At 38.4% G+C, this 26,844-nt stretch carries 29 protein-coding genes and 2 riboswitches; of the genes, 10 read left to right on the top strand and 19 right to left on the bottom strand.

Features of this window, described 5'->3' with window-relative positions; genetic code table 11:
- The first annotated feature begins 84 nt into the window (after positions 1-84).
- Positions 85-2,178 (top strand): MMPL family transporter, encoded by a 2,094-nt coding sequence (locus tag ACW2QC_RS11700; RefSeq protein ID WP_457544159.1) that lies wholly within the window; start codon positions 85-87, stop codon positions 2,176-2,178.
- A gap of 65 nt (positions 2,179-2,243) precedes the next feature.
- On the opposite strand, the gene ACW2QC_RS11695 is transcribed toward ACW2QC_RS11700, so the two are convergent.
- Both ACW2QC_RS11695 and ACW2QC_RS11690 read right to left on the bottom strand, forming a co-directional pair.
- A complete protein-coding gene (locus ACW2QC_RS11695; RefSeq protein ID WP_457544158.1) occupies positions 2,244-2,747 on the bottom strand; it encodes a chloride channel protein in 504 nt (167 codons plus the stop codon).
- A gap of 26 nt (positions 2,748-2,773) precedes the next feature.
- The gene (locus ACW2QC_RS11690) at positions 2,774-3,004 is read right to left on the bottom strand and encodes a hypothetical protein (protein WP_457544157.1); all 231 of its coding nucleotides are present in this window, start codon (positions 3,002-3,004) and stop codon (positions 2,774-2,776) included.
- 200 nt (positions 3,005-3,204) lie between these two features.
- Between ACW2QC_RS11690 and ACW2QC_RS11685 the strand changes: the two genes are divergently transcribed.
- On the top strand, positions 3,205-4,341 hold the full coding sequence (locus ACW2QC_RS11685; RefSeq protein WP_457544156.1) for a conserved virulence factor C family protein: 1,137 nt from the start codon (positions 3,205-3,207) through the stop codon (positions 4,339-4,341).
- 59 nt (positions 4,342-4,400) lie between these two features.
- Here the strand turns inward: ACW2QC_RS11685 and ACW2QC_RS11680 are convergent, their stop codons facing one another.
- On the bottom strand, positions 4,401-4,628 hold the full coding sequence (locus tag ACW2QC_RS11680; RefSeq protein ID WP_457544155.1) for a hypothetical protein: 228 nt from the start codon (positions 4,626-4,628) through the stop codon (positions 4,401-4,403).
- Positions 4,629-4,730: 102 nt separating this feature from the next.
- On the bottom strand, positions 4,731-5,240 hold the full coding sequence (locus ACW2QC_RS11675; RefSeq protein WP_457544154.1) for a GNAT family N-acetyltransferase: 510 nt from the start codon (positions 5,238-5,240) through the stop codon (positions 4,731-4,733).
- A gap of 759 nt (positions 5,241-5,999) precedes the next feature.
- Between ACW2QC_RS11675 and ACW2QC_RS11670 the strand changes: the two genes are divergently transcribed.
- Entirely contained in the window at positions 6,000-6,443 is a 444-nt protein-coding gene (locus tag ACW2QC_RS11670; RefSeq protein WP_457544153.1) for a YaiI/YqxD family protein, read from the top strand.
- 30 nt (positions 6,444-6,473) lie between these two features.
- Here the strand turns inward: ACW2QC_RS11670 and ACW2QC_RS11665 are convergent, their stop codons facing one another.
- A complete protein-coding gene (locus ACW2QC_RS11665) occupies positions 6,474-6,944 on the bottom strand; it encodes an acyl-CoA thioesterase (RefSeq protein ID WP_457544152.1) in 471 nt (156 codons plus the stop codon).
- Positions 6,945-7,072: 128 nt separating this feature from the next.
- A riboswitch (cobalamin riboswitch) is annotated at positions 7,073-7,256 on the bottom strand.
- Positions 7,257-7,371: 115 nt separating this feature from the next.
- On the opposite strand from ACW2QC_RS11665, the gene ACW2QC_RS11660 reads away from it, so the two are divergent.
- Both ACW2QC_RS11660 and ACW2QC_RS11655 read left to right on the top strand, forming a co-directional pair.
- A complete protein-coding gene (locus ACW2QC_RS11660) occupies positions 7,372-7,941 on the top strand; it encodes a DUF2087 domain-containing protein (protein WP_457544151.1) in 570 nt (189 codons plus the stop codon).
- 73 nt (positions 7,942-8,014) lie between these two features.
- Entirely contained in the window at positions 8,015-9,229 is a 1,215-nt protein-coding gene (locus ACW2QC_RS11655; protein ID WP_457544150.1) for an MFS transporter, read from the top strand.
- An 80-nt stretch (positions 9,230-9,309) separates the two neighbouring features.
- Here the strand turns inward: ACW2QC_RS11655 and ACW2QC_RS11650 are convergent, their stop codons facing one another.
- The 3 genes from ACW2QC_RS11650 to ACW2QC_RS11640 form a co-directional block, all read right to left on the bottom strand.
- On the bottom strand, positions 9,310-10,722 hold the full coding sequence (locus tag ACW2QC_RS11650; protein WP_457544149.1) for a LysM peptidoglycan-binding domain-containing protein: 1,413 nt from the start codon (positions 10,720-10,722) through the stop codon (positions 9,310-9,312).
- 362 nt (positions 10,723-11,084) lie between these two features.
- The gene (locus ACW2QC_RS11645) at positions 11,085-12,518 is read right to left on the bottom strand and encodes an aldehyde dehydrogenase family protein (RefSeq protein WP_457544148.1); all 1,434 of its coding nucleotides are present in this window, start codon (positions 12,516-12,518) and stop codon (positions 11,085-11,087) included.
- A 92-nt stretch (positions 12,519-12,610) separates the two neighbouring features.
- On the bottom strand, positions 12,611-14,245 hold the full coding sequence (locus ACW2QC_RS11640; RefSeq protein WP_457544147.1) for an acetolactate synthase large subunit: 1,635 nt from the start codon (positions 14,243-14,245) through the stop codon (positions 12,611-12,613).
- Positions 14,246-14,464: 219 nt separating this feature from the next.
- Here ACW2QC_RS11640 and ACW2QC_RS11635 point away from each other — a divergent pair, with 219 nt between their 5' ends.
- Together ACW2QC_RS11635 and ACW2QC_RS11630 are read left to right on the top strand one after the other, a co-directional pair.
- Positions 14,465-14,665 (top strand): CDGSH iron-sulfur domain-containing protein, encoded by a 201-nt coding sequence (locus tag ACW2QC_RS11635; RefSeq protein WP_457544146.1) that lies wholly within the window; start codon positions 14,465-14,467, stop codon positions 14,663-14,665.
- A 370-nt stretch (positions 14,666-15,035) separates the two neighbouring features.
- Entirely contained in the window at positions 15,036-15,812 is a 777-nt protein-coding gene (locus ACW2QC_RS11630) for a TerC family protein (protein ID WP_457544145.1), read from the top strand.
- 113 nt (positions 15,813-15,925) lie between these two features.
- On the opposite strand, the gene ACW2QC_RS11625 is transcribed toward ACW2QC_RS11630, so the two are convergent.
- Positions 15,926-16,525 carry a lysophospholipid acyltransferase family protein gene (locus ACW2QC_RS11625; protein WP_457544144.1) on the bottom strand — a complete coding sequence of 200 codons (600 nt, stop codon included), beginning with the start codon at positions 16,523-16,525 and terminating at the stop codon, positions 15,926-15,928.
- 164 nt (positions 16,526-16,689) lie between these two features.
- Positions 16,690-16,734, top strand: a riboswitch (PreQ1 riboswitch).
- Positions 16,735-16,742: 8 nt separating this feature from the next.
- Here ACW2QC_RS11625 and ACW2QC_RS11620 point away from each other — a divergent pair.
- A complete protein-coding gene (locus tag ACW2QC_RS11620; protein ID WP_106495295.1) occupies positions 16,743-17,228 on the top strand; it encodes a QueT transporter family protein in 486 nt (161 codons plus the stop codon).
- 166 nt (positions 17,229-17,394) lie between these two features.
- On the opposite strand, the gene ACW2QC_RS11615 is transcribed toward ACW2QC_RS11620, so the two are convergent.
- The 4 genes from ACW2QC_RS11615 to ACW2QC_RS11600 all read right to left on the bottom strand — a co-directional run bounded on the left by ACW2QC_RS11615 (position 17,395) and on the right by ACW2QC_RS11600 (position 20,939).
- Positions 17,395-18,312, bottom strand: a complete 918-nt coding sequence (locus ACW2QC_RS11615; protein ID WP_457544143.1) for an Rpn family recombination-promoting nuclease/putative transposase — start codon at positions 18,310-18,312, stop codon at positions 17,395-17,397.
- Between the two features lie 156 nt (positions 18,313-18,468).
- Complete coding sequence (locus ACW2QC_RS11610) at positions 18,469-19,662, bottom strand: amidohydrolase (protein WP_457544142.1); 1,194 nt, start codon at positions 19,660-19,662, stop codon at positions 18,469-18,471.
- A gap of 174 nt (positions 19,663-19,836) precedes the next feature.
- Complete coding sequence (locus ACW2QC_RS11605; protein ID WP_457544141.1) at positions 19,837-20,070, bottom strand: hypothetical protein; 234 nt, start codon at positions 20,068-20,070, stop codon at positions 19,837-19,839.
- Between the two features lie 17 nt (positions 20,071-20,087).
- Positions 20,088-20,939, bottom strand: coding sequence for a VOC family protein (locus tag ACW2QC_RS11600; RefSeq protein ID WP_457544140.1), 852 nt, complete (start codon positions 20,937-20,939; stop codon positions 20,088-20,090).
- Between the two features lie 180 nt (positions 20,940-21,119).
- Between ACW2QC_RS11600 and ACW2QC_RS11595 the strand changes: the two genes are divergently transcribed.
- Together ACW2QC_RS11595 and ACW2QC_RS11590 are read left to right on the top strand one after the other, a co-directional pair.
- Positions 21,120-21,893 carry a DUF3891 family protein gene (locus ACW2QC_RS11595; RefSeq protein WP_457544139.1) on the top strand — a complete coding sequence of 258 codons (774 nt, stop codon included), beginning with the start codon at positions 21,120-21,122 and terminating at the stop codon, positions 21,891-21,893.
- A gap of 16 nt (positions 21,894-21,909) precedes the next feature.
- Complete coding sequence (locus ACW2QC_RS11590) at positions 21,910-22,548, top strand: pentapeptide repeat-containing protein (protein WP_457544138.1); 639 nt, start codon at positions 21,910-21,912, stop codon at positions 22,546-22,548.
- A gap of 43 nt (positions 22,549-22,591) precedes the next feature.
- Here ACW2QC_RS11590 and ACW2QC_RS11585 read toward each other — a convergent pair whose 3' ends face one another.
- The 6 genes from ACW2QC_RS11585 to ACW2QC_RS11560 all read right to left on the bottom strand — a co-directional run bounded on the left by ACW2QC_RS11585 (position 22,592) and on the right by ACW2QC_RS11560 (position 26,548).
- Positions 22,592-22,888, bottom strand: coding sequence for an iron-sulfur cluster assembly accessory protein (locus tag ACW2QC_RS11585; RefSeq protein WP_457544137.1), 297 nt, complete (start codon positions 22,886-22,888; stop codon positions 22,592-22,594).
- Positions 22,889-22,968: 80 nt separating this feature from the next.
- Positions 22,969-23,694, bottom strand: coding sequence for an EcsC family protein (locus tag ACW2QC_RS11580; protein ID WP_457544136.1), 726 nt, complete (start codon positions 23,692-23,694; stop codon positions 22,969-22,971).
- A gap of 95 nt (positions 23,695-23,789) precedes the next feature.
- Positions 23,790-24,632 (bottom strand): DUF4097 family beta strand repeat-containing protein, encoded by an 843-nt coding sequence (locus ACW2QC_RS11575; RefSeq protein WP_457544135.1) that lies wholly within the window; start codon positions 24,630-24,632, stop codon positions 23,790-23,792.
- A complete protein-coding gene (locus ACW2QC_RS11570) occupies positions 24,625-25,185 on the bottom strand; it encodes an HAAS signaling domain-containing protein (protein ID WP_457544134.1) in 561 nt (186 codons plus the stop codon). Before ACW2QC_RS11570 ends, ACW2QC_RS11575 begins: the two co-directional genes overlap by 8 nt.
- The gene (locus tag ACW2QC_RS11565; RefSeq protein ID WP_457544133.1) at positions 25,178-25,501 is read right to left on the bottom strand and encodes a PadR family transcriptional regulator; all 324 of its coding nucleotides are present in this window, start codon (positions 25,499-25,501) and stop codon (positions 25,178-25,180) included. The genes ACW2QC_RS11570 and ACW2QC_RS11565 overlap by 8 nt, the downstream gene beginning before the upstream one ends.
- Before the next feature lie 243 nt (positions 25,502-25,744).
- The gene (locus ACW2QC_RS11560; RefSeq protein WP_457544132.1) at positions 25,745-26,548 is read right to left on the bottom strand and encodes an arginase family protein; all 804 of its coding nucleotides are present in this window, start codon (positions 26,546-26,548) and stop codon (positions 25,745-25,747) included.
- Positions 26,549-26,844: the final 296 nt, after the last annotated feature.

Genomic DNA, 26,844 nt, shown 5'->3' with positions numbered 1-26,844 from the left:
GATAATAATAGTGACAGATGTGTCATTTTATTTTTCATCAAAGTGACGTTGGTGTCACTTTCAAAAAATGAAGGGAGTTAGAAAATGAAATCTGCTATTCATTTTATTACGGACCATGTTGCAACAAGAAAGGGTATGTGGATTACCCTGGCAATATGGCTTGTTTTGACAATACTGCTTGGGGGACTCGCACCGAGCTCTAATGATTATAAGGTCTCCGGCATCCAATCCCTGCCAGATGATGCACAATCCGTTATCGCTCAAAAAAAGGATAATCATTATTTCGCTGATAACGATGGGATCCCAGCATTATTAGTTTTTCAGTCCGATAAAGGCGAAGTAAAGGTAAACGATCTTACAAAACTTTTAAACACTGTCAAAAAGGAAAAAATTAATGGAGTAAAAGATGTTATTCCTCTAGAAAAGTTACCACCAGAAGCAACGGAAAGCTTTTTTTCAAAGGATCATACGACAGCATTAATCCCATTAACGTTTGATTCTTCTTTGGAAACAGAGGAAATTGGAAGCTCCCTTGAACAGGTTTATAAATTGACAGAGCAACATACAGACTTAACCTTGTATATAACCGGTCCTGCAGGGATTGCCACAGATACATTAGATCTATTTTCCCGGGCCGACGTTGTTCTTATCTTATCAACTGTTGGTATAATTCTGGTTTTACTTGTTATCATTTATCGATCTCCTTTACTAGCATTAATTCCATTACTCGCGGCAGGGTTCGTGTATGAAGTTACAAATCAGGCACTCGGCTTAATGGGCAAAGCTGGATTAACATTGGATAGTCAATCCTTATCCATCATGTCGATTTTATTATTCGCATCCGTTACAGATTATTCCCTATTCGTCCTATCTCGTTTTAGGGAAGAACTAAAAAATCATGAGAGCAAATATGATGCGATGAAATGGGCCATGCGTGGGTCTGGTATACCGGTATTTTTCTCAGGTGGAACAGTATTAGCTGCTATGCTTGTCTTGTTTTTTGCACAGTTCGGTGATTATCGGAACTTTGCACCCATTTTTGGAACAGCAATGGTTGTAGTTATTTTCTCATCCATTACACTAGTTCCCGCCTTGTTCACATTGTTTGGCAGAAAATCGTTTTGGCCTAAAGTACCACATGTTGGTGATAGTCATGTGAAAACAAGTTCTTTATGGAGCAAAGTCGGACGTTTTGTAACCCGTAAACCAATTGTATCTGTTGCTATCATTGGAATTATTCTGCTCGTCTCAGCAAGCAACGTGTTAAATTTGGATTATGAATTCGATACAATGAAGTCTTTCCCTGAAGATATGCCATCCAGAGAAGGTTATGAAATTTTAGAGGAAAATTTTGAACCTGGAGATTTGGCACCTACAACTGTTTTATTTGAGTCAGATGAAACGGTGACGCAAGAAAAACAAAAGAAACTGGCCAGTACATTAACGGAACAGCCGCTAGTCGATAATGTTCGCATTAGCGAGGTAACAGATGATGAAAAAGTAATCTCCTATAGCCTAACATTCGCAAAAAATCCATACGCTGTTGAAACAATGGACGCTTTGGAAGGAATTAGGGATGATGCAGACGAACTTGTTGATCAAAATAATTTGAATGGAGAACTCTATTTTGCTGGAGAAACCGCAGCATCTGTTGACGACCGTTCTGTAAACAACCGCGATTTAATCGTTATTGTCTCAATTGAAACGATATTAATTTTTTTAATGTTGATTCTTTTGACGCGGTCATTTAAAATGCCAATTTATATGATGGGAACTATTCTTGTGTCATTTATTGCGGCATTAGGTCTAGGAACATTCTTAACACAGCTATTCTTTGACATTGATACAATAAGCAATCGTGTTCCGCTGTACTCATTTGTATTTCTAGTTGCGCTCGGTGTCGATTACAACATTATATTAATATCCAGGTTTATGGAGGAACGAAAGAAACACACTGTAAAAGAAGCAGTCGAGATTGCAGTTGCCAATACAGGCGGTGTCATTTCATCGGCCGGAATTATTCTTGCCGCTACCTTTGCTGTTCTGATGACACAGCCGATTGAATTGCTGTTTGTTTTCGGCTTTATTGTAGCAGTAGGAATTATACTGGATACGTTCTTGATTAGAGGGGTATTGTTACCAGGATTACTCGTTTTATTTGAAAAGGATAAAAAATAGCTTAAAGAAAGAAAAAGGATCTGTTTCTGTCTGATACTCTTACGACCAGAAACAGGTCCATCATTTTATTTCCTTTTCATGTTTTTGTTTTTATCGCGGATTTTCCGATGGTTCCATCTACTTAATTTCCTTAGTACCCCATAAGAAATATGAATCTTTGTCCTTTCCTTTTCCAACGATAAGCCCGGTTCCAGGTGCATCCAGATCGACTTGGAATAGGCAACAAGTTGATCTGGATATACACTACGATGTCCAATGATAATATATGCCGTTATGCATGCACCGACAACATATACTCCAATAACACTTCCGAACAATTCAAATCCCATAAATATGGCAGCTATCGGTGTATTAGAGGCAGCAACAACAGCTACCATGCCAACTGCAGCTCCAAGTGCAGCATCAACTCTCAACATGTTAGCAAAAACGTTTCCAGATACTGCACCAATAACAAACTGTGGTGTAACAATTCCACCATAAAAACCAGATCCTAATGTGATTGCAACAAGTAGCGCCTTCCAGAAAAAACCGAAGTAAGGAATGACATCACCACTTAAGACCCGATCCATTAATGGCAAACTAAGACCTAGATATTCTAACGATAACCATAATAAATAATAAGTCCATTAAGTAGGCCTCCAACAGGTAAAATGATCATTTGAATCCACAAAGGAATATTTGCGGTCTTACCCATTGAGAAAAATAAACCCTGTAAAAATATACTTGTTCCAGTTCCAACAATGGCACCTGTTAATGTAGCCAAAAGAAATCGCCTTACCAAGGTAGCAAGCATGACAAGTGGTTCAATATAACGTATGTGAAACAAAGCTCCCACCTCTTTTCCAAAACCAATTCTTAATAATAATTATTAGCTCATCCCTCATTAATTATAGTCCTATTACTAAAAAAATGTAAAAAAGAGGTTGTTCAAAAAGCAAACTGGATCATAAGACAAAGCCGTTAAATGGATAAGCTGATATAACTCTGCTAAAATCAGCAGTAGTATATTATACGAGGGTGATACTTATGAAAATTGTCTCAATCGAACCAACGCCAAGTCCACATTCTATGAAAATCAATGTCGATGAGCGATTAGTCGATGGCCAAACAGAAGATTATAAGTTAAATGACGATATTGACAATGCCCCTGATTACGTTAAAGACTTATTTAAAATTAATGGTGTAAAAGGGCTATATCGTGTGATTGACTTTATCGCACTTGAACGAAATCCGCGTGTAGCATGGGAAGAAATCCTTCCAGCAGTGCGTGAAGTGCTAGGATCCACTGAAGAAGAGACAGACCAACTTATCGCAAATGAATCCGTTGCCGATGATCACTTTGGTGAAATAAAGGTTTTCATTCAATTGTTTCGCAATTTGCCCGTGCAAGTAAAATTGCAAGACGGAGAAAATGAGCAGCGTTTCGGACTCCCTGAACGGTTTATGGAAGCAACAATGGAAGCCTCCGTTGCATCCGAAAATATGTTAATGGAAAGAAAATGGGTGGAGCAAAGCCCTCGCTATGGGGAGATGGATACCATTGGTCATGATGTCGTTGAGGAAATAATAGCTAGCTATGGTGAAGAAAGACTTCATCAATTGGTTCAGGCTGCGTTATCAGATACATATTCGGAAAATTACAACAAGCCGATGAAAAAGGTCACACTTACCATGCTTGACAATTCGAATTGGAAAGAACGCTATGCTGCACTCGACCAAATGGCTGATCCAACCGTTGAAGATTTACCTATTCTCAATAAGGCATTAGATGATGAGAAAGGATCCATTCGCAGACTTGCCACCGCATATCTTGGTATGATCGAGGAACGTGAAGTATTACCATATTTATATAAAGCATTAAAGGATAAAGCGGTAAATGTCAGACGTACCGCTGGAGACTGTCTATCAGATCTTGGTTTTACAGATGCGATTCCAGAAATGATAACTGCATTAGCAGATCCAAATCGCCTTGTCCGTTGGCGTGCTGCTATGTACCTTTACGAAGTTGGAGATGAAACCGCAATACCTGCCCTTCAACATGCATTGGATGATCCGGAGTTCGAAGTTCGGATGCAGGTGAAAATGGCCTTAGCACGAATCGAAGGCGGCGAAAAGGCAGAAGGATCAATCTGGCACCAAATGACGCAAGCTACGAAGAAGTAAACGAAAAAACAAAACAACCATCCTGTTTAAAAGTTGGATGGTTGTTTTGTTTTTTTGTTTCAGGTGATTAAAGCGATTAACTTCTTATCCCTATCCTCCCTTTCCGTTTTAGGGGCTAGATCATACTTTTTTAGAAGGTGGAATAATTCGTTTAGTGTTGCCTGAGAGTTTTCATTATCTGAAAAACGACTTACTTTTTCATACACATCTTCAGGCAAAAACTGTTTCTGGCTTTCCAACTTCTTCACAACGTCCTGATGAGAATGATCAATGTTGCATGATCCCACTTAATCACTCCCTCTCCTTTATCTATTTTTGATTGTATCACTTCCGCACTTTCCTTACGGGATGCCTCGTTCATTCTTGTCATCTCGATTTTTGTGTTCTATCTAACTTTTATTATCAATCCAAAACCGCCGCATTACCGTTCCATCGGTATCAACAAAGCGTTCATCCTCAAATCCATCATTCTTTATGATTACCTTTGCAGAACCGATATTGTCCTCTTCACACGTTACTAATACACGAGTAATACCTAAATTCTTACATTTTTTCAACGACTCGGACAGAATCAATGTCGCATAACCCTTTTTTCGTTCGGTTGGCCGCGTACTATACCCGATGTGGCCGCCAACATTTCGTAAAAACTCATTTAGATCATGACGAATATCAACCATTGCAACAATCCGTTCGTTATCATCGATCAAAAAGTAATTCGTGCTTGGTAGCCATCGGTCTGTTCCGCCTTCTCTTATAGCTAATGCCTGTAAATATTCCTCATATGTCTCATGTTCCGATAAATCAAAGCTGCTTGGCACCATACGTGAAGGTCCCCATTCCTTCACATAGCTTTCGTGTTCCTTCTTCCATTTTAACGCCGGTCTTTCCAATCTCATCATAATCCCACCCTTAATTTAATAAAAACACGCTATTGATTAGATTCATTTTAATCAATAGCGTGCACTTTTTAAACAGTTTTTCACCTTAATTCTTATGGCTGTTTTATAAGAGAAAGATTGTTGCTTGTTGGAATAAGACGGAAATAGAAACTCTGAGCAACAAACAATGCGAAAAAACAACCTTATGAAAACACTCATTCTTAAATACTTTAAAAAATAGTTGCTAACGTTTTCATTTGTCTGACATTATATCGTTGATTTAATCAACAATATAGGCTATGTTTATACGTCAGTAGTTGGGCTTGTTACTGCAATTGTAACAACGTACCGGGACTTATATAGCCAAAAAGCAAAGAATCCTTCTCCGAGCCAACCGGAAAAGGATTCAAAAGATAACACCTGAGGTTGAGGGGAAGCCCCTCTCCTCACCACTATTTTATTACCCTCACTATTCTAGAATTGTCAAGGAGTTGGTCTAATGCAAACTGCCACTTTTATTATTTCCATTGTATCCTAATAAGTTGTGCAACACTAACCATTATTTTTAAGACAAAAAGAAGAGGTAACTAAATAGCGCCAAAAAATTACGTAATAGGGTGAAGTTTTATGATATCTAAAAAACCCGAACAATACTTTTGGTCTAATTCTCCAATTCTGCTAAAGATGAAGTTAAGAGAAGCATGCAAACCCACAATGTCTAGAGCTTTCAAGCGATTTCTGCTATCATTATCACTATCAAACAAAACAGGAGAGAGAACAATGAAAGTTTACGTTGATGCTGACGCTTGTCCAGTAAAGGATATCATCATTTCCATTGCAAAAATCAATCAAATTCCTGTCATTCTTGTAAAAAGCTTTGCCCACTACTCCAACAACCAAGAGCCACAGGGGGTCGAAACGATCTATGTCGACACTGGGGCTGACTCTGCTGATTATCGGATTATGAAATTGGCACAAAAAGATGACATTATTATCACACAAGATTATGGTCTTGCTTCTTTAAGTTTAGCAAAGGGATGTGTCGTTCTACATCATAAAGGATTCGCCTACTCAAATGAGAATATCGATCAACTCCTGCAAACACGTTACGAAAGTGCCATGGCTAGAAAAAGCGGCAAACGTACAAAAGGACCCAAAGCTTTTACAGCTGAAGATGAAAAAAAATTTAGCGATCTATTTAAAAAAGTAATTGAACAAAGTTAGTTAGCACCCAAAGCTCGGCGTCCCTTTTTATCATCGTATATTTGCTCGCTTTTCCCGATTCTCCTTTCGTGATGGTGCTGTATGATATAACCTTTTCTCTTCCTCGGTTTCCGGAAAAACGTTCGGAACCGGAACCGGCTTCCCCTGTTCGTTAACAGCTACCATGGTAAGAAAAGATTCTGTTGTCAGTCTTTCTTCATTTTTAATCAAATCATTTGCGGTAACTTTCACATACACTTCCATTGAACTTGTCCCTGTATACGTCACAAATGCTTCTAATGTTAACGAATCCCCAACTTTTGCCGAAGAAAGGAAATCAACAGAATCAATCGATGCTGTAACAACTGCGCTTTTTGCATGCTTCATCGCAGTTAATGCAGCAATTTCATCAATATAAGCTAGAACCTTACCACCAAATATTGTATCTAAATGGTTTGTATCTGGTGGTAATACTAAACGAGTTTGAACGGTTTTAGAATCCTGTATAGCTATTTTTTCCATAGTAATATCCTCCCAAAAATTAAAAAACACCTTCCATAATAGAAGATGTTAAAAATGCGCACTAAAATTTAATTACATTAAATATGTATAAACGCAAAACGCAACACCCTCCTATTTCCCGTAGGATTGAAATGTCCTTCCCTATGGCAGGTCTCCTGGCTTCGAATCATCGAATCACTTTCCTTCCCGTTTCCTATTCAAAACAGTGGTTATCAAAGGATTCTCCTCGTTACAGTGGCGGGACCGCGTTGGAATTTCACCAACTTCCCTTTTCAACTTTTTATACAAGTCACCATAAGGCAAATGTATTCAATTGTATTTAGTATACCATTTTTTATTATAATGTGGGTGTTTCATCACTTTGACTATTGTAATATATATCTAATTAGATTACAATCTAATTAGATATATATTAGGGGGTACACATATGCAACTTGAACGTATCGTTAATTTTCATAAAACAATCGGAGACAAAACAAGAATTCAAATCATTGCTTTGCTAAAAGATGGCCCACTCCACGGGCAGGCAATTGCAGGGAAGCTTGGGCTGACCCCGCCTACTATCTCCTATCATATTAATAAATTAAAAGAGATCGATATCATTTACCAGCGGAGGGAGAAAAATACGATCTATTTTCACTTAAATGAGAAAAAGCTGGCATTTATGGCACAGGCAATTCTTAGGATTGGGGGAGAAAAAGAAATGGAGCAATTTCAGGTTAATAACGAAGAAAAATATAAGGTAATACAAAATTTCTTCCAAGACGGAAAACTAAAGAATATCCCTGCACAACGTAAAAAGAAACTTATTATTCTGGAATATCTTGTAAAGGGACTAGAAATAGGCAGAACATACAGCGAAAAAGAAATCAATGAACACATTAAACAATTTTATGGGGACTTTGCGACTATTAGGCGTGAATTCATCATGTGCCAATTTATGTCGAGGCAAAATGGTGAATATGAATTAAACCCCGAAGAATTGTGGCTGATCTAGTCAGCCTATTTTTTTAATCATCTAATTAGATATATATTAAATTAGATGGAATTATAATTAGGTGGTGATATAAATGAAAAATTGGATGGTTTGGAAACAAGAGAAAAATTATCAAAAGCTTTTCTGGTCTGGAACTATTAATGGAATAGGAAATCGCTTTACCCAAGTAGCTATTCTCACGTTGCTATACCAAGTTACCGAATCTGGTATTGCCATTGGACTTCTGTTTGCTATACGAATGGCCCCTTTTTTACTTTTAGCCCCAATCGGTGGAATGCTAGCAGACCGATTTTCCAAGAAAAAAATACTGATTACAATTGATCTATTGCGCATTCCATTTGCGATATCACCAATCCTTGTGCAAGGGTCAGGGGATTTATGGATTGTGTACATAAGTGCATTTTGTCTAGCAACTGGGGAAGCTATCTATTCCCCAACAAGAATGTCAACCATTCCAACACTTGTAAAACAGGATAGATTATTATATATTAACGCGATTGAACAAATCATGGTTGGCTTTGTACTCGTTGTCGGTTCAAGTACTGGGGGAGTCATTTCCTATTTATTCGGTTTACACCTCCCTTTTATACTAGATGGGTTATCATACCTTATCTCAGCATTATTTATCTTGAAAATGACAATTCCAACAGTCACGAAAGAGAAAAAATATAATCCCATTCACCATGCTCAATCAACATGGAAGTTAATTACTGGGTCGTCCATACTGCTTATCTTTATTTTTATTGAAATTACCATGCCTTTAGCCAATGGGGTTGATAATGTTCTCATGAGCGTATATGCACTTGATGTTTTTCACAAGGGAGACCTTGGAGTTGGATTGATTTACACAGCGCTTGGATTAGGTTTCATTATAAGTTCTTTCTTTTCATCTAAATTAAAGCGAAAACTAGTAGTGTTAGTCGTGATATTTATCGGTCTTGAAGGTAGTGGCCATCTTCTCTTAAGTGTTGTTCCGACTTTTTCGTTTGCTCTACTAACTGTTTTATTTATCACATTCGCTGGAGGAATCAGTAACATTTGTTCAAGCACACTTATCATGAAAATCGTACCAAAAGCAAGGCAAGGGGCATTTTTTGGATTGACACAAATGATATCGAATACAGCATTAGGCCTTTCGATGGGTGTAGCTGGATTTTTATTGGAAGTATTCAATCCAAGAACATTAAGTCTTCTTGTAGGCATCACCTATATTTTCTTCACCATTTTGTATGCCATATTGCTTGCAAACGTAAACCTTGTGAAAGAGAAAAGGAAATTACGGCCATAAAAAAGAGTGAATCTATATGCGGCATTAAGAAACACCTCTGCACACTAATTTGACAGAGGTGTTTTATATTCTTATGAACGCTACAACTTTCGAACTTTAAAGTTATCTGTTAGAACCGCCCAGTTTTGCGGAAATGGATTACCTAGCACCCAGTAGGCTGCTCCTCTGAGACCATACTCTTTAATGGTGTTATATTTCGCTTGCACACTTCTGGCATCTTCAAACCATACTTCATGTTCTTGCCCATTTTCGCTTACATAACGAAAGAATGGAGACTGGTAGGTTTGATCGTACTGGATGGCGACACCATGATCCTTCGCTAGTTGGACCGCTTCTTTCGGACTAATAGTTTGCGCTATCGTTCCTTCCTGCCAAGGAATTTTCCAATCACGTCCGTATAACGGCATCCCCATCATAATTTTATTACGTGGAATAACAGTAACGGCATAATCTAGCACATCACGCACTTTATTAATTGGTGCAATGGCCCATGGTCTGCCACCAGCCCATCCCCACTCATACGTCATAAGTATTACAAAATCGACGATATTTCCTTGGGTAGCATAGTCGTGCGCTTCATATAATAACCCCTCTTGCTCGGCACTTTCTTTAGGGGCAAGAGCTGTTGTAACAATCAACCCTTCAGGATGAAATCTGGCCACAACTCGGCGCAAAAATGTATTATAATTTTCCCGGTCTTCTGGATAAACATATTCAAAATCAAAGTTTACACCCGCATAACCTTTAGCCCGTATTTTTTCTAACAGATTTGTTATTAGATTTTGTTGTCGATCAGGATTCCTTAAAATAGAAGCTGCTAGGTCGGAATCAAAACTACCTTCCGTAAAATTAGTTAAAACGAGTAGTGGGGATACATTATTGGCTCTAGCTGCCTCTAAAATTGGCATCTCTTGCATTTCTGTAATTGTTCCGTCTGTTTGCATACTGTACATAAATGGTGCTAGATAAGTGAAGTTTCTACCTAGAGTCAATACCTCCTCCCGTCCCTGTTCATTTAGTTCAGTTATATAGGCGTTTGTTTCTATTACTGGCCTATTTCCCATCGGTATTCGCAGCAATTGCCCTGGATATAGCATTGTCGGATTTGTAATATTGTTCGTTTGGATTATTTGGTTTAGCGTTACACCATACTTTTGAGCAATCGTCCAAGGCGTCTCTCCCGGTTGTATAATATGGGAAAAGTAAGGGATTACAAGCATTTGCCCAACATAAAGCTGTGAAGGATTTGTAATATTGTTTGCTGAAGCAAGTTCCTGGAGCGTTACACCATATCGTTGTGCTATTGCCCATAAATTGTCACCAGGTTGAACGACATATTCGCGATAAGGAATCGGGATTACCAGTGCCTCGCCAACCACAAGAACGTTCGGATTATCTAATTGATTAACTAATACAATTTGATTCAAATCGGCACCATAGCTACGCGCTATAGTCCATAACATTTCCCCCTGTTGTACCACATGAATTTGCATATTTGATTTCCTCCAATTGTAATGTCTATTATCTATGCTATTCATGTGACATCTGTCCTGTTACGCGAACAAAAGCGCAAGCGCCCGTTTAGCGACGTACGGACTGGACTGAGCCGTAGGAGATAAAGGAAACATGCCCCTTCATAGGGGGATGCCGACGTTGGACGCAAAGTCCGCTTTTAGTCGGCCTTCCTTTAAAACCGATGTTGACTTATCGTACGGAGGTGAGGGAAGTCTCGCTAGTCGCTGGGCGCTGGAGCTGGATGTGGCTCTTCCTACTGAAAGCAATTTAGAGCCAAATTTTATACTTTCCTTTTGAAAAAAACAGAGCCTTTTCCCTAGATAAAGGAAAAGGCTCCATTTTATTGATCACCAGTCTTAAAGCTAATAAATTTTTGCTCCATCATTTCTTCCATCGCGTATTTAACACCTTCTCTACCGACACCACTGTCTTTCCAACCGCCATAAGGCATGTTGTCAATCCGATATGTTGGAATATCATTCACGATAACACCACCTGTTTCCAAACGCTCCGCTGCATAAAAGGCGCGTTCAAGACTTGGTGTCATGACGCCTGAATTCAATCCATATCTCGAATCATTTGCCTCATTAATCGCGTCATCCAATGTATCAAATGGGAAAATACAAACGATTGGCCCAAAAACCTCAAGACGGGATACTTTCGAATCACGATTTACATTTGTCAGAACGGTTGGTTTCATCACATTTCCTTTTACTTTTCCACCACATTCAATTTTCGCGCCTTCCTCAACCGCTTCATCTAACCAACTTTGCAAACGTTCTAATGATTTTTTTGAAATAACCGCTGTTATATTTGATTTTTCATCCAATGGAGAACCAACTACAAGTTGCTTCGTCCGAGTGACAAACCGTTCCAGAAATTCTTCGTATAGTGATTGATGGACATAAATGCGCTGAACAGATATACACACTTGCCCATTGTATGAAAATGCACCCATTACACTACGCTCAATAACTTTGTCAATATCTACTCCTTCATCAATAATAAAAGGAGAATTCGATCCAAGCTCAAGGGTTAGTTTGCGGAAGCCAGCTTGCTGCTGAATAATGTGACCAACTTCTACACTTCCTGTAAATGTCACCTTTTTCACATAGGGATGAGTAGTTAACGCTTCACTCAATACATCTCCCTTCCCCGGAATAATGTTCAGCACACCATCTGGAAGGCCGGCCTCTTTAAAAACCTCCGCAAGAAACAATGAACTTAATGGTGTCTGTTCAGCAGGCTTTAGCACGATTGAATTTCCCGCTGCAATTGCAGGTCCTACCTTATGTGCAACAAGATTAAATGGAAAGTTAAACGGAGTAATAGCAGTCACCACACCAATTGGGGTTCGTATTGTGAAGCCAAAGCGATTCTCTCCCCCTTCTGCTGCATCCATTGGAATCCGTTCACCATAATTACTCTTCGCCTCCTCTGCCGCAAAGCGATATGTTTGTACAGTACGACTTATCTCTTCACGTGCATTCCGGATTGACTTTGCACCTTCCATTGCAATGATCTTCGCACATTCATCAGCGCGCTCTTCCATGATCGTCGCAACTTTGGCTAAAATTTTGGCACGTGCATGTGCCGGATACGATCTAAATTTCTGAAAAGCTGCATGTGCTTCCACGATAGCCTCTACAGCGTCTTCTGGCTCTGCCTGTCCAATTTGAGCAAGTTCCTCTTCGGTATGTGGATTCTTTAATGGCTCATACGATTTTGCTTCTCGCCATTTGCCACCAATCCATAATTGCCATTCCTTCGTCATCTTTAGTTTCCTCCTTTTAGTGCCTGTCACTTCCCGGATTTTGTCGAATGATGTATCCGGTTCGTTAGTTATTAGTAGAATTGGATATTCCGCTATAGTTTACAAATGTAATCACCAAGTGTTTTTGATAGCTCTACGTTTTCCGAATAATCTACATCAACATCAACAATGACAATGTTGTCACTGGTCAATGCCTCTTCTAACGCTGGTAGTAAGTCATCTGAATGCTTCACCCTGATTCCCTTACATCCAAAGCTTTCGGCAAATGTTAAAAAATTGGGATCTGTAAATTCAATCGCATTTGCGCGATCATACTTGTTCAGCTGCTTCCACTCAATCAACCCATATTTGGCATCATGGAAAATAACAATTACAAAGGCCAGTCCAAGTCGTTTTGCGGTTGCTAATTCAACACCATTCATAAGAAAACCACCATCACCAGTAACAGCAACAACCGGCTTATCCGGATTTGCCAGTTTTGCCGCTATTGCTCCAGGGACTGCAATTCCCATTGATGCCCATCCATTTGAAATAATAGTATGGTTTGGTTTTTCCGGCTGATACATACGAGCAACCCACATTTTATGCGCACCAACATCAGAAATAATAATTGCCTCACCTTCCTCAGCCTTTTTTATGTCCGCAATAATTCGCTGAGGTTTAACAGGGCTTCCCGAAATCTCATCAGAAGCATGAAGCTTTTCAACAAGTTGAGACTTTAGCTGTTTCACTTCCGGCCATAATTCTTTTTCCTCTACGTAAGAATCTAAAGCTTTCAATGCCTCCTTTACATCGCCGACCAATTCACTTTCTACTGGATAATAGGCATCGACTTCAGCAGGTAATGTATCCAGATGAACGATTGGATTCATAGCCTCATCATTCCAATACTTTGGCAAATACTCGACAAAATCATACCCCACGGTGATAATGACATCCGCACGGTCAAACCCGCACAACACATAGTCTTTTGCCTGCATTCCTACCGTGTACAGTGTTAATGGATGGTCAGAAGGTAAGACACCTTTAGCCATAAATGTATTTACAACCGGAATATTTTTAGCCTCAGCAAATTCTCTTAGTGCTTCCGTTGCACCATCTCGAATAACACCGTTTCCTGCTAGAATAATTGGCTTTTTAGCTTTGTTTATAATTTCTGCCGCCTTTTTGACCTCATCTTCAGCTGGCCGGGATATTGGGATTGGTGTGACCGGTAATGCCTCACCCTCTGTATCCGTCATAGCAATATCCTCCGGTAGTTCTATATGGGTTGCACCAGGTTTATCGAGAACCGCTTGCTTAAATGCTTTGCGAATAATTTCAGGTATTGTATGAGGAACACGGATTTGCTGATTCCATTTTGTAATCTCTTCAAAAACACCAATAATATCAACAGCTTGATGTGATTCTTTATGAATTCGTTCAAGCCCTGCCTGCCCTGTGATTGCCACAACAGGAGCATAATCAAGATAAGCATCCCCAATTCCCGTTAACAAATTTGTCGCGCCAGGACCAAGCGTTGCCAAACAAACACCAGGCTTTCCTGTTAGGCGACCATACACATCTGCCATGAAAGCAGCCGCCTGTTCATGATGGACAACAATAAACTCAATATTAGTGCCAATCAACGAATCAACGAGATCTGTATTTTCCTCCCCGGGGATACCGAAAATGTAATCAACATTTTCCTGCTCCAAACAGCGCACAAACAAATCTGAAGCTTTCATTTGTATGATGCCTCCTTTAATTTTCGTTTTGTATAGTATTCCATGACACAAGGAAATTATGTTTTAAGCGAGGTATTGCCCAAATCTTTGTCGAAAATAACTCCTTGACAGATGCCAAACTCTACAGACAAAATATAGACGAGGATTATTTTCCCAAAATTTTAAATTGTGTTTTGTTTATCATGTTTTTGTATAAACTAGATAAAGGAGGTGATAAGAATGGCAGAAGCAAATATCAAGGTAAACGATAATGGCCCCTATGTTGTTACTGGCTCTTTTGAAGTAGCAGATGCGGAAGGAAACACTTTCCAAACAAAAAAGGCGGTTTCATTGTGTCGTTGTGGACATTCCTCGAACAAACCATTTTGTGATGGAACCCATAAAAAAGTTGACTTTGAAAGTACACCACGAGCAAAATAAAAGGAACACGACAATAAAGGGATTTTGCTTGCAGAATTCAAATGGAATGTTATGTTAAAAATGTTATCCTATGTTATCCTTTCCCACTTTAAAATCGCTAACATCTGAGCTATTCGTCTATTTCCAAAGATAGGTTAGCATTGACAGATTACTCGTAACATGGTTTAATAAAAGTAGATTTTCAAAGGGGAGTAGCTTTAACTGTAAAGTCGTCATTACAGAGTATTACACTCTCGGCTTTACTGGCAACTTACGGCGTTGTTAGCAAGACCTTTGCCAATGTGGTAAAGGTCTTGTATTTTTCTAGAGGCTTTTACCACATTAACTGGTAAAAGCCTCTATTTTTTATTTACAGAAGGGAGAAGTCGATGTGGAATCACTTTGGCTTGAGTATGGATGGACATTATTAGTATTAATCGGATTAGAGGGGATACTGTCTGCTGATAACGCACTCGTTCTGGCAGTAATAGCTAAACACTTACCGGACGAGGAAAAAAAACGTGCTATAAACTATGGTATTATCGGTGCGTTTATTTTCAGATTCGCGGCGCTATTCACGATATCCTTTCTAGTAAATGTATGGCAGGTTCAAGCAATCGGCGCTGCATACCTTATTTACTTGGGCGCAAAGAATGTAATCGGAAAATATTTTGGTTCAGAAAAGGAGAAAAAGGTCCCTGTTGGTAATAGCTTCTGGTCCACCGTAGCTAAAATTGGTGTTGCTGATCTAGCCTTTGCGGTTGATTCTATTCTGGCAGCTGTTGCACTAGCTATGGCACTTCCTGAAACACCAATACCACAGTTTGGTGGAATGGACGGAGGGAAATTTGCAATTGTAGTCATCGCAGGAATAGCTGGTTTAATATTAATTAAATTCGCTGCAACCTGGTTTGTTACATTGCTTGACAAGCGACCAGGCTTAGAAACAACCGCATACCTGATCGTTGCATGGGTAGGGGTAAAACTTGCTGTTATTACCTTAGCACACCCGGCAGTCAGCTTATTACCTGAAGACTTTTCCCATAGTACTGGGTGGAAGTTTACTTTCTGGGGAATCCTACTTGCTATTGCTATAATCGGCTGGTTCCTTTCAGGTAAAGGCAGTACACAGAAAAAAGGAGCAATCAAACACGGCTCCTCTTCATAAAAAAGGTCCATACTCATCATTTAACATTACGGGATGTAAAGCATTTTGGCCATTCCTTCCTATGGTTGAGCCAAAAGCTGAAAAACCCTGCTGCTTGTTGCAACAGGGTTTTCTTATTTCTGATAAGTCATTAGCTCTTGTTTCAACTTGTTTAAAGCATCATTTAAGTCATCCATCATTATTTCCAATGCCTCTTTTTTAGGTAACTCTTTTGATAAATATATTGGCTCACCGTAAATGATACGAGGTTTTTTGCGCTTAAATAAATCACTGAAATTATTAGGCCCAACATATGCAACTGGAATAATAGGGGCCTTAGAATGAGCGGCGATGGTTACAGCTCCTCTTTTTAACGGAACTTCCTCGCTTGTTCTAGTTCCACTTGGAAATATACCAACGACCTCGCCTTTTGACAGCAATTTACGTGGAATTTTAATCGAACTTGGTCCTGGGTTTTCACGATCAACTGGAAATGCGTTTAGTTTGTTCATCAACCATTTTAATGGGCCGTTTTGAAACAGCTCTTTTTTGGCCATGTAATGTATTTTTGTCGGTAACACAGAAATGCCAAGCCATAATATATCTACCCAGCCTGTGTGTGTACAGGCTATAACATAACCACCCTTTTGTGGCAGATTTTCTTTTTTATATATCTTTATGCTTCCAAATAGACTTAATATTATTTTTAAAAGATACGCAGCGAAATAATACATGTATCTTCACCTCTCCCATCTATCTTAAGGTCTGCTACTTATACAATCATTTTAACATAAGATATTAACACCTGGTACTATATAAATGAAAATGTAATTATTTTTATAAGCTCTTCCCTATTGATTTTACTCGATAAAGTTTTATAATGAAATAGTTGCTTTTCAGACACGTGGTTCGAAACCATCCCACGTTAAAAAACTAAGGAGAGAATAAAATATGAAAGTAAATACGCTAGTCACAAACGGCTTGCTGGCTGCAGTATATATAGCAGTGTCGTTACTAATCCAACCTTTTGGATTTACTAATATCCAATTCCGTGTCCCAGAAGTGCTGAATCACCTTGTAGTTTTTAACAAAAAGTACATTTTCGGAATTGTATTAGGCGTTTTTTTATCTAATTTCTTTTTTTCACCATTAGGTATGTACGATCTCGTTTTTGGGGTATCGCAATCCATTATTTCACTATTGATTACGATTATAATTGCGCGTTACATTAAAAACAAATGGCTTTTAATGATTATCAACACACTTGTCTTCACATTTACCATGTTTATTATTGCCTGGGAACTAAGCCTAGCTTTCGGAGCACCATTTTTATTTACATGGTTGACAACAGCTATCGGCGAATTTGTTGTAATGGCAGTAGGGATGCCAATCATGTATGCCCTTAATAAGCGTGTGAAGTTTGATAAATTAATTTAACTGAACGGACGTAAAAGAGAGTTCACTAGGGGGGTGAATTCTCTTTTTATTTCATAACAATGGCACTAAAAAAAGCTTTTTTTCATCCGAATACAAAAATAGAGGATATACGTACACAAAAACATCCCAAGACAAACAAGTCAAAAAATCTTGGGATGTTTTTGTGTTAAATCTTTTCCTTTAAACATTCAATTTTAGCTCTATCAAGCCGTGTAACTTTCGCTATAAACTCAATTGAAGCCCCTTCTTTGAGCATTCCAATAGCAATTTCCTCTTTTGCAGCCTCTTTCCCTTCTTTTTTCCCTTCTTTTTTCCCTTCTTTTCTCCCTTCTTCTCTACCCTTTTCCTCCCAGGAAATTGGTAATTTCATAATTTCCTCCGATTCATCCATTTGCTTAATCTCTTCCATTACCTTTCCCTCCTCATTTTTATTCAATTTTAAATATTCCTCAAAAAATCCAATAATAAGCCTACTTTTAGCTGGATTTAATTCCATCTTAGTCATCATTCGCAAAAATTCAATTTTAACTTGAACTTTTTCCTCCTCGGAGTAACCCATTTTACTTAGCAAAGCTGCTGCGATCGGGTTATTTAATTCAATATAATCCCGCCAATTCTCTTTGTTTAGCTCTAACATCAAAAAATTAAATGTCAAAACATGAAAGAATGGAAATTCAATCGTAAATTCATCTTTTTCATTTCGTTTTTCATCGTAACTGAAAACGGCTATGGGTAAAATTGGATTTCTGTATTTATTATATAAAAGATTGAAATAATGATACATCCGTTCATGGAAATTTGGTTGCCCGTAGCTCTGTGGTTCCACATGAATAATAATTAGTGTGTCTTCTCCCTTAAGCTTTGTTTCAATCACAATATCTGCTCTCTTGCTGTTTCCCTTGAACAGGTCAGTAAATACTTCCTCTGATAACGGCTTAATAGCAGAAAAATCAACATGTCGATGAACTTCTGGATAAAATAATTCTAAGAATTCTGCAAAAAATGTGTGGATTAATTCTTTAAATAAGTGATCATGATAGGTATACTGGGAGGAATCTTCGCGCACTAGTGTCGTTAGTGCCATTATAACACTTCCTTTGGAGATTTTTTTAGAGGAATGACCGAGGTGTTTTTCTACTTCTAATATACTACATTATTCTAATTAAAAACAAGTGTTCTCATTACTTTTTTAGAAGCAGCCTTGCAACGCAAACTGCTGAGGCTACTTCCTTTACTGTTTTCAATTTTGGTCTAACCCAAAATAACTACACACAACTTGTCCAACCGATTTCGCCGCAACAAGGATGGCATCTTCATCAATATCAAATTTTGGATGATGATTAAAATATGGTTCTTCCACTCCTTTTGGTGTACAACCAATGTAAAAATAACAGCCAGGGATTTTTTCCAAATAGTAAGCAAAATCATCTGACGGTGCCATCTTTGGAAATTCCTTTACTTCCGTTATATCTTTATCATCCAGACGTTGTAAACTTTGTGCAACCATTTCAGTTATTTCAGGGTCATTGTATAATGGCGGATAATCAGCGGTATACGTGAGGTCACATTTTACACCAAATTCTTCTTCAACCCCTCTTACAATCCGTTGAAATTCATCGGCAATGACCTTTTGAATTTCTTCATCCGCGTACCGTATATCACCTTCAAGTTCCACGCTATCTTTAATAACGTTGAATGTTCCTTTTCCATCGAACGAACCAACCGTGACAACTCCTGCGTCAAATGGATTTAATCGACGGCTAACAATGGTTTGAACGGCTGTAACAAAATGTGCACCTGCTACAATGGAATCATTCGCTAGGTGAGGAGAAGAACCATGGCCGCCAACACCTTGAATTTTTAATTTAAAATAGGTCCTTCCGTTAAAAGAATAGCCGCTATGATAGCCAACAATACCCGCTTTTCCCATTGGTAGCACGTGGATACCAAAAATGTTATCAACATCATCCAGACGGCCAGATTCAACAATACTTTTTGCTCCACCGGGCGGAACCTCTTCTGCATGCTGGTGAATGACCTTAATTGTCCCCGGAATCTCATCTTTTAACTGGATTAGACAATCAGCAAGAATTAATAGATAAGCTGTATGTGCATCATGACCGCATGCATGCATGACACCTTCATTTTTTGATTTAAACGCTACATCCGTTTCCTCGGTAATTGGCAGTGCATCGAAATCTGCCCGGAGTCCAATTGTTTTACCAGATTTTTCGCCATTTATCGTGACAATAATGCCATAACCATTCCCAACATTTCGCTCTATTTCTACATCTTTTCCTTGATAGAAATCGGCAATATATTGGGCCGTTTTTTCTTCCTTAAAGGATAATTCAGGATGTTCATGTAGATACCGGCGAATTTCAATCATTTCATTTTTACGTGCATCTAGCATTTCCATTAATCTGCTTTTCAAAAAAATACCTCCCTATTTACGCTTGCCAATAGACCCATATACAATCCATAAACCAATCAATTAAAGTCCTTACACGCTTACCCTAGGATTTCAATTCACTATTAAATTATACACTTATGTTACTAATATACACAGGAATACCGCCCTCCATTTGTTTACCTTCACTTGAATAAATCAGGTGTATTTCCAATTAAAATAAAAGGAAGGAACCTGTTCTAGTTTAGCAGGCTCCTTATTTGGGGTACGACTTTCCACTCTCATCCGGCGACTTTTCGCTCTTATCCGGCGACTTCCCGCTCTCATCCGGCGACTTTTCGCTCTTATCCGGCGACTTTCCGCTTTCATCCGGCGACTTTTCGCTCTTATCCGGCAACTTTTCGCTCTCATCCGGCGACTTTCCGCTTTCATCCGGCGACTTCCCGCTTTCAGTCCACCCACAACCGAATAACATTCCCAGATGGATCCTCAGCCACATAATAATCTTGCTCATTTGTTATAGGGATACCAACTTGTCGCAATCGCTCAACGGCACGTGTTCTAGATTCCTCATCAGGAAAAACAAGTGTAAAATAGTTTAGCCCAACACTATTTTTTGCTGGAATTGGCGCTCCAACTCCATTCCATACGTTTAAACCGATATGATGATGATATCCTCCTGTTGATATAAATAATGCCCCTGGAAATGTTGTTACAACGTTAAATCCCAGGCCATTTATATAGAATTCCCTTGTTTTTTGTAAATCATTTACATGAAGATGGATATGACCCATTACTGTTTGTTCCGGCAACCCGTCCCATTCCTGATCACTTTCAGCAAGAATACTATCTCCATCAAGTTGTTCGGTCGCCATGGAAACCTTACCATTCGACCAGCTCCATTCAGATGATGGACGATCATGATACACTTCAATACCATTCCCATCTGGGTCGGAAAAGTATATTGCTTCACTAACTAAATGATCTGCTGCTCCTAACTGAACGCCTGCCCGAATAATATGTCGCAAAAACGCCGATAAATCTGCACGCGTTGGTAACAGAATCGCAAAATGATAGAGTCCAGCCGTTCTCCCAGCTTTTGGCTCAACATCATCAGGCTGTTCCAATGTTAATAATGATGTTTCTCCGTTCACTGTTAATACTGCCCTTTGTTCTGTTTGTTCAAGCACCTTGAACCCAACAATAGATTTATAGAATGTTAAAGAACGTTCCAAATCGGTTACATTAATTGAAACTTCCCCGACATAAGTTGCTGGCTTTTTGAAAAATTGTTTTTCCATTGTTTGACGTCCCTTCCGTACTAATTATCTTTAATTACATTTTGTTATTAAATTACTTTATGTAAGTAATTATACTTCTCCCACTGAATCATGTCAATTCATTTGATATAGCTCAATACTATAAGAGAAGGCCATATTTCTGTATACTAAAATCAAACTACAGTTGAAAGGATGATCTCCATGATTGTACGTGAACGTGCCGAGAATTTTGTTATGATCGAACAAGACAACCATGCACAAATTTCTGGTGAACTTATCGCTAAATGGAAAGAAGCTTCATTTCCTGGTGCAACATATAGAAAATCTGTAGAATATGCAATTTACCATCATGACTGTGCATGGAAGCCAATCGATAAACAACCTTTTTGGAACGATCAAAAGCAGGCACCCTATACATTTATTGACTTTCCCACTCCTGCTAAGCTTGCCTTTTACAAACTTGGCATTGATCAAATCGAACAACAGGATACGTATGCCGCACTATTATGCAGTGAACATTACAAACGCTTTCTCGTAAACGATACTTCTAAAGATGGACGATCATTTGTAACACAGGAAGAGAAACGGCAAGAGCGGATAATTGCGGATCTTCCCACTTTTGATAAACAGCTTTTTGCTATCCATTATGATCTATTGCAGCTATGTGATAACGTGTCCTTATACATATGTCTAAATGAACCCGGTAGCAATAAGGAAAATGAACACCCCTTTTTCCATGATGGGATCCCGGTTTCTAAGAGATTGAATTTCTCTGATCATTCCAAGCTAACTCCTAAATGGAAAGACCCGAGTACAATCATAATACATGGCCTTCCTTTTGAAGATCCCACAAACATCGTGTTAAAGCAAAAACTAATTGAAAAAGGGGCCATTTATAAAAATGGATTAATACCAAGTTATGAACAAGCAACATTCCAGGAAATTAAAATAGATCTTATTTTAGATGAAAAATAGAGGCGAGATCTCAAACATGACAAAAAATTTTACCATCCAAAAGCCAAAAGTCGCGCCTGAATTACCAACAGAAGCTTTTCGTATTACAGAGGATGCCTATTTCAGTAACTGTATGATAAAGGACTGTTCCATAACCGGGGAGGAAATTAGCCGCCTTGTTTTCGTTCAAGTGATTTTCAAGAATGTACTTTTTGAAGACGTGGCCTTCCACGCTATTGAATTAACCGATTGTATTTTTGACCATTGTGACCTTTCCAATGCTGATTTTAGTGGTGGAATCATTCATCGGGTGACATTCAAGGAATCAAAAATGCTTGGCATCGATCTATCCGAGGCCACTTTAGGAAACATCTCCTTTGAGACATGCCGGGCAAACTTAAGCTCATTTCGCTTTGCCAGACTGAAACAGGTTGAATTTAAATCATGCTCCCTCGAGTCAGGTGATTTTTATGAAAGTCAGTTCAAGAAAATCCATTTTGACGATTGTGAATTAAGTGAAGCAACATTTGCCAACACACCGCTGAATGGAATTGATTTAAGCACAAGTAGATTTGAACGGCTTAATATTACGTTAAAAGACTTGGAAGGGTGTATGATATCATCTGACCAAGCAATCGGATTTGCCAAAGCTTTGGGGGTGAAAATTAAGGAGTAGAAAAAACAGCAACCACCTCGTTAACACAAGTGGTTGCTGTACATTAATGATGCATTCCCATCGAAGAATTCGTAATAACCATTTCCTCTTCTGGCACATAAAAATATTGAATCCAGATACCATCTAAATATTCATTGCCCTTTTCTAGGATGATATCAATATCTTTGTCTGTCTTTACAACTTCATCGTTTTCTGTCGGAGTATCCAGTCCAATGTCGTAATGTGCATGGTCACCATGAAGATGTGTCACATATACACGAATCATTTTCCCTTCTGCTTCCTCACTTTCCAACATTCTTTTTAAGACCTTGGCTGCATTGCGATTTATTTTACATTTCATTTCCATATCTCCTATCAAAATTATTCATTATCCATTTTTTCAGTTCTTCATCTGAAATACAACTCAAAAGCAACCGGAAATTAGAAGTCTGCTGGCGGAATCCTCAGCAAACGCATTCGATATACATTCATCGCCGTCTCCCCAAGATGATCAAGGAGATTGTAGTTGGCATACGCACCAACTATCGCACCAAGTCCTGGAACTAATTGCAGCATTTTAACAAGGTCGATATAATCCCGATATTCTTGCTGGAACACTCGCCAATCCATATCGATGAGTTCCTCTTTTTCTGTATCCCAATTTTCAAGTATATGAAACGTCTCTTTTCGCTTTTCATCATTTGAAAAAGCAAGCTGAAAAACATGAAGAATGAACAAGCGCTCCTCATATTTGGTTGCATCAAACCCATATACATTAGCCGCTTCATACAAAAACTTCATTTTAATCGATAGCAACAACGGGAAATCAGCAAGCCCAAGAAAGATACCCCCCGCACCCGTTCCAGCTCCTTCTACAACCGCAGTTTTCCGATACGATGATAGTTTTTCCCGAAGTAATTCATCCCGATCATAGAGACTCTTACCTTCAGATAGCCTTTTATTTTGAACAAGGTTTGAACCAAACAGTGTTGCCTTTACCATGTTTTTTATGCTTTCTGTTATCACACGATGAACCTTTTCCGGTATCATTCCATTTATTTTCGTTTGCGCCTTTTTTGACACCCGGTTAAATAGATTCGACTGTTTCAAAATTTTCCTTTGCCACGCATGAATCTCTTCATATACCTTTACTTCATATTCGGGCATTTTTATATCATCCTCCTGTACTAATATTTAATTTCGGGCAATGTCAATTTGCTTTATCATTTGATAATTCTCCTTTCAAATATCCTAAAACATTATTATTTCGTTACAGTGATTGTTCCGTTTTTCGCCGTTAATTTAATCAAGTGTTTTCCATCGCCAATGACAGTGTCCCAATTCGTTTTTCCGAGGATGTCGGCTTTACCGTTGTCTAATTTCACATCAAGGATGACATTTGTTGGCTCTTTTTCCGTTTGAATTTTGACCTTCCCATTATCCGTTTCAAAATCTATGGGGCGATCTAGGTTCTGTGTTATGAGCGAAATACTTCCATTGTTTGTTTTACCAGAAAGCTTACCGTCTACTTGGTCTAAAATAATTTTACCATTATCCACTTCCGTCATGACAGTATCGGCTACCACACTATTAAGGTCGATTGTTCCGTTGTCAGCTTCAGCAGTGACCTTTGAACTCTCTAAATCGTTCAGTTTAATGCTTCCGTTGTCTGTCTTTGCGTGTATTTGTTTTGCCTGTAGACGATCTACTTTAACACGCTCATTATCACTTTCTATTTGAATGGAATCATAAACCTTTTTAGGAACATACACTTTTAACGATAAAAGTGACGAGGTAAAATCAAAGTTAAATAGCTTTTTCTGTTTATACCCTACATCCACTTTGAGTGTAGACTCTTCTACACCGCTTGCTAAACGATAGTTAGAACTTTTACCTGATAACTCAACTCTAGCTTCCGTATCACTTGTCGGCAATACCTCTACCTTCGCTTCATCTGTTATAATTTTTATTTGTTTGAAGTCACCATCAATCACCTTTTCTTCAGTGACGTCTTCAGATTTGTTTATCGATTGAAACGTGAAGACACTGCCAACAATGCCAACCAACAAAAGTATTAACGCAACAATAGCTGTTTTTTTAATCATGTTTTAAACCACCTTTTACAAGTTTTACATTAAATTGTAAATAACGGATAAATCCATCGATTAATTTGCGGGTTGCGACAAACATTCCAATCGCAATAAATAACCCAAGACCAGAAAGCATCAATGAAAAGAATAAATCAAAAAGTGCAAATGTCTCTGGATATATTATTGCATTAATCAATACTAAAAGAGGCGACACAATAAACGCAATTCCTGATGCCCATCCTGCAAAAGCCACTGCAGCTAATGCAATAAAGGGCCCAAGCACGATCACTAAGTTAAAAAAGCCTAATCCGACAACAGCCCATACGGCTCGGATAATATTACCGGTCGTTGCAGTTGCTTCTACTTTTTCAAGATGATAGGAGGCAGGTAATTCTTTTGCAATTTGGTTAGGTGAGCCAAGGGTAGCTGAAATTTCCTCTTCCGTTTTTCCTTCCTCCAATCCAAAAACAAAATGCTCTTCAAAATCCTGTATAATATCCCGACGCTCATCTGAAGGGAGCTTTTTTAAGGATTTATCTAAAACCTTTAAAAATTGTTCTTTATTCACTGCTGACACCTTCCTTAATTAATTGATTGACTGCATTTGAAAATTCCTTCCACTCTCGCATCTGTTCATGAAGGTAATCCCTGCCTTGGTCTGTTAGTTTATAATATTTACGAGAAGGGCCTTCTGAAGATTCCTGTAAGTAGGTTGTAAAGTATCCATCTTTCGTTAACCGTCTTAGGAGTGGATACATAGACCCCTCCGATATTTCAATTTTATCTGAGATTTTTTGAACCAATTCATAGCCATAACGATCTTGCTTATCCAATAATACAAGGACGCAAATTTCCAAGATGCCCTTTTTAAATTGCACATTCACTATTGTCACCTCATTCTTTTATTCTTGCTACCTTGCAATGAACAGTACCTGTTAAAACTAATTTATCACACAGTACTGTTCATTGCAAGGTAGCTTTAAAAATATATTTTTCTGCTGCAATAAAAATGAGCTGGACATATAATCCAACTCATTTTCAAAGTATCGGTCTAAAGGCCTTCTACTCGCTACAAAAACCGCATGTGAAAAAATCCTCTCCTCACACAAGGTCTTCAATCTTTAAAATCAAGCATTTTGAGAAGGAACAGGCGCAGGATTCAATCCTATCGAACACCTCAATCGTTCCAAAATAAAGCGATTTGCACGTTCGTTTTTCTTTACGGCCTCTCTTGTTCGTTTATTGTATTCATTTGTTGGACTAATTGGGTATTCACCACAAATATCAATACCGCTAATATCCTTGTCGTAGATGATCTTTTCAACAATTTCCATAAGCTGATTTAAATTCATTGTTCCATGATCCCATGCTGTAACAGCCTCTTTAAGATCCAATACATCTTTATCAATACTTATATAAACTGTGTCTGTAGCTATTTCTTTCATAATGGATTTAATTGTGTTGGAATAATCTGTGTGAAGAGATTGTTTCGAGTATACTGCTATTTTTTCTTCAGCGAACGAAGGTATTTGCTGCTTCCAATCTTCGTTTACACCGATTATAATTACTTTCTTAAGCATGGGTAATATTTCCAGTGATTCCCGAACCCATGAACCACAGGCAATCAACGAATCACTTGGACTGGGAAACATATCAGTATGATGGTCAAATAACACTAATGAAAAGGGCTTTTGTATCTCTGACAATAATAAATAGGAAACATAATGATAATTGCCACTCCCCAAAAATGTTATCTGACTTGTCATTCGTTGTCTAAGCCTTTGATCAATTTGGAATAAGGACTCTTTTTCACAAAACAAATTGGTACTCGGCATCTGTTCAAAATCTAGTGATTCACAATTCTCAGTTTGTAGAAAGGATTGTTTATGATACGTTTGGTCAAAGTTTAGTACAGTAACATTACTATCCATTTTCCTTAAACCCCCATCTGATTACGAATAGAAAGCAACCTAATGTTCTACTATAAATTATAGCACTTCTATATTCTAAATTGTTAGATTTCTGTTCGACATTTAAATGAAAAAATAGATCAAGACAAAATAAGACGCCTGTACAATGTACAGGCGTCTTCACGAAATTTGCGGCAAAAGATCATGTGTTCACATTCACATGTATTGCATTATCCTTTGACTTACGCAAATCAGCTCATCGCAAAAGTAAGTATAGCATTTCCTCAAAAATATGTCACTACTAAAAAGACTTCCAC

The sequence above is a fragment of the Virgibacillus sp. FSP13 genome (genome assembly GCF_054048505.1).
This window is presented reverse-complemented; position numbering and strand designations above follow the sequence as displayed.